5 protein-coding genes are annotated in these 3,465 nt (G+C 33.2%); all 5 read left to right on the plus strand.

Annotated elements, in window-relative coordinates:
- A partial coding sequence (locus AB1630_11365) for a DPP IV N-terminal domain-containing protein (protein ID MEW6104392.1) occupies nucleotides 1–608 on the plus strand: 608 nt, incomplete at its 5' end.
- Between the two features lie 311 nt (nucleotides 609–919).
- Complete coding sequence (locus AB1630_11370) at nucleotides 920–1,075, plus strand: hypothetical protein (GenBank protein ID MEW6104393.1); 156 nt, start codon at nucleotides 920–922, stop codon at nucleotides 1,073–1,075.
- A gap of 648 nt (nucleotides 1,076–1,723) precedes the next feature.
- Nucleotides 1,724–2,002, plus strand: a complete 279-nt coding sequence (locus AB1630_11375; protein ID MEW6104394.1) for a hypothetical protein — start codon at nucleotides 1,724–1,726, stop codon at nucleotides 2,000–2,002.
- Complete coding sequence (locus AB1630_11380; protein ID MEW6104395.1) at nucleotides 1,995–2,255, plus strand: type II toxin-antitoxin system RelE/ParE family toxin; 261 nt, start codon at nucleotides 1,995–1,997, stop codon at nucleotides 2,253–2,255. The genes AB1630_11375 and AB1630_11380 overlap by 8 nt, the downstream gene beginning before the upstream one ends.
- Before the next feature lie 131 nt (nucleotides 2,256–2,386).
- Complete coding sequence (locus AB1630_11385) at nucleotides 2,387–3,349, plus strand: hypothetical protein (GenBank protein ID MEW6104396.1); 963 nt, start codon at nucleotides 2,387–2,389, stop codon at nucleotides 3,347–3,349.
- Nucleotides 3,350–3,465: the final 116 nt, after the last annotated feature.

Genomic DNA, 3,465 nt, shown 5'->3' on the forward strand with positions numbered 1-3,465 from the left:
AAGAAGGAAACTATGACATTTACCTTCTTGATATTCCAACCTTAATGCTAACAATATTTCATAGCCCAGAAGATGAGATATCTGCAAGATTTGCACCCGATGAAAGAATACTATTTGTAAGGGCTGGTTATGATGCTCATATTATGTGGATTATGGACATAGATGGAGAAAACCAACAAATGATAGGAGAGGGAAGATACCCTCAATTCTCCCCAGATGGAAATAGCATAATCTTCTCCAAACCAGGCTCTGACTATGAAATATTTATAATGAACAAAGATGGAACAAATATCAGAAAACTTACAGATAATGATATTGATGACATAGAACCAACATTCTCACCTGATGGAAATACAATCGCCTATAACTCCAACAACAACATCTACACAATGAATAAGGATGGAGGAAACCAAACAAAGGTAATAACAAATGGAACAAATCCAAGCTTCTCTCCAGATGGTAACTCCCTTGCCTTTATATTCGGAAACACCCTCTATACCACAAACCTACAAACTGGTGAGCTAAAGGAAATAGGAGAAGGAATAAAGGCAATATCCTGGTCTTGTGGAAGTGTGGAAAACAAAAAGCCTATTCCAGTAATAAAATGAAACCATATTGGCTTTTTTTATATATTTTGGAAAGGGGGCACGGGGGAAAACATAAATAAAATGCAAAACTTAAAACGCAAAACTGTGGTAAGGATTTAAATAAAGGGCAAAAATTTTTGTTGCCAAATTAAAAAAATGTGGCTCTTCACGGAATATAATGGGTAAATAATATTTAAGAATTTAAGGTAAGTTGCATCTATTTGGGTAATATATTATACTCCTTAAATCTTTGAAAAAGAAAAAGCGAGGATCCAAACGATGCACATAAAGATTATCTTACAGAGTTATTAGGATGTCAAGGATTTTTTGTGGTGGATATAGAGGGAACAAATCTTAAGGCAAGAAATATTATCAGAAGGGATGAGGTTATAGGGATAAAGAGTTCATTACTAAAGATTATCCAAGGATGTTCCTCTATTAGTGTCTTTAAACTCTATCCATACCCTATCCACTATAATCCGAGATGAGCCAAAAATGTGTTATACTTTGTTTTGATGAATATATGTGTTTAGCTTTAATGGAACAAATGAAATCCGAAATTTTAAAACAAATTCAAATGACTAAAATTGAAAATTCAAAACAATATAATTTATTTGTTATGAGAATAAAGATTTGCCGTAAAGAAGCAAAAGAGAGTAAATATTGGTTGGAGTTGATAGATACAAACCATTCTGAAAACTCTAATGTTTAGAATTTTGAATTTAGATATTGTTTCGTGCTTCGGATTTCGTGCTTAATTCAGATATTGTTTCGTGCTTCGGATTTTTAAAATTTATTGACAAATAAAGCTATTGACCATAGACTATGGATATTTTAACAGACATTCCGTAAAAATTTAGCAAATTTTAATGTAAGTGCTTGCAAATCAATAGGTTACAAATTTTCTGTCTCATGAATGTAAGTCTTTTATTTTCAAAGGCTTACAAAAAATTACGGAACCTCTGTTAGCTTTTAGCTTTAAGCTTTTCAGTTGTGGTTTTTAGTTTTAAGTTTTTAGTTTTAAGTTTCCTAAGTGGTAAGGATTTTAGAGGGATGGAAGTAAAAAATTTGTTTGACAAAGGCTTTGTTTTTGAATATAATTTGAAAATAAAGATTAAATGTGAGGTGAGAAAAAGATGAAAGAAAGATTAAAAAAGGGAGTTAGCATGGCTACCCAAGAGGGCTTATCATTAAAGAGAAAAGCTATAGGGGTTGTTAAAGAATTATCAAGGGAGAAAGTAAAGGTTGCGGTTGATTTTTTAGATTATCTTAAAGAAAAGGAAGAAATGGAGGCAACCCTTGAAATCTTATCAAATCGTGAACTTATGGCACAAGTAGAGGAAGCAGAAAAGGCTATTAAGAAAAGAAATCTTGAAGAATTTATCCCTTGGGAAAAAGTAAAACGAGATGTATAAGGTTCTTCTTCATAAGAAAGCCATTAAATACTATAAAAGCCTTAATGATAAGACAGCAAGAAAGATAAACAAAGCAATTGAAAAGATAAGAGAAAATCCACTTGAAGGTTTTCATATCAAAAAGCTTAAAGGAAGTCTTGAGGGTAAATACAGATATAAAATTGAGGCTTTAAGAATTATTTACATTGTTAATCTTAAAGAAAAGAATGTTTTTATTGAAGCCATAGGACCAAGAGGGGATGTTTATAAATGACATTTGCTTATGATTATGAAAGAGATTAAAAAACAGTAGTTGTCCTTGTGAATATGTAGAAATCTTGCTTTCCAAAACAAGCTGGCATATTCACAAGGTTATAAAAAAACCTTAAAGGAGGATGATGTAAGATGTTTAAACAAACATTAAGAAGTAAAAGAATAGCTTGCCTGATTACATTAGGCTTGCTTACTGGGATGGGATGGGCTCAAGATGAGCCTAAGGGAACAGAGGCTTTAAAGCCAAAAGAGGCTTTGGGGACAGGGACAGAAGAAGTCCACCCTGTATATCCTGAGGAATATGTGCCAAAGGTGATAATTGAAGGTAATGTAGGGACTGAGACTGGTGACTTTGGTTACAATGGAATTGAAGGAGTAATAGTAGGTCCTCAGGAGATGATCTTAGGTAATGATGGCTATCTGTATATAGTGGATACGGCAAATAATAGGATTCAAAGGTTTGATACAGAAGGCAAGTATATAAGTAGTATACCTGTTGATAGCTTTCGAGTTAAATATAATGACGAGAGAGGGAAACCTTTAAGATGGCCTGATGTGCAAGCATGTGGCGTTAATCTTGTCGGTGTTGATTCAAGGAGTCGAGTTTATGTTCGAGAAGTACCAGATAACTTAAATATATATAGCAAAGAAGGAGACCTGATAAAGAGATATTCAATGGAAAAGATAAAGAAAGAGATAGAAGCCATTGAAGATAAAGAAATCGAGTACATAGATGTAAAGATTGATAAATCAGGAAACTGTTATTTTGAAGCACGGGAACATGAAGATAAAGAACCAAAGGTCTTTCGGATAGATTCAAAGGAGAAGCTAAGTAAATCAAAAGCATCACTTAAAGCAATGGGTGTTAGAAGTAAAGGAGAAAGGGTAGATAAGTGGGGGAATAGTTATGGGATAACAACAACAGAACCAAGGTTGATAAAAGAAATACCGAAAGCAGAAACAGATTTTTATTACCAAGAGGTAGATAAATATCAAAACGAAGGAAGGATGCTAAGAGTATATGGAATAGAAATAAGTGGAAAGACATTATGGGGTCTGTGGGAAAGCGAGGTTTATGTACATAACTCAAGTTGACCATTTTTTAATTTTTAAGCTGCCTTCAGCAAGTTAGATAAAGGCTTAACCATCTTTCGGTCTTTGACAGTTTCATAAAGGTAATCAATCATATCATCATAGACTATATTCCTAAT

Source organism: bacterium, from assembly GCA_040753555.1.
Taxonomy (GTDB): Bacteria; UBA9089; UBA9088; order UBA9088; family UBA9088; genus JBFLYE01.

Coding starts and splice junctions, on each gene's coding strand:
- AB1630_11375 (MEW6104394.1), top strand. CDS start 1,724: ATGAAAGAAAGATTAAAAAAGGGAGTTAGCATGGCTACCCAAGAGGGC.
- AB1630_11380 (MEW6104395.1), top strand. CDS start 1,995: ATGTATAAGGTTCTTCTTCATAAGAAAGCCATTAAATACTATAAAAGC.
- AB1630_11385 (MEW6104396.1), top strand. CDS start 2,387: ATGTTTAAACAAACATTAAGAAGTAAAAGAATAGCTTGCCTGATTACA.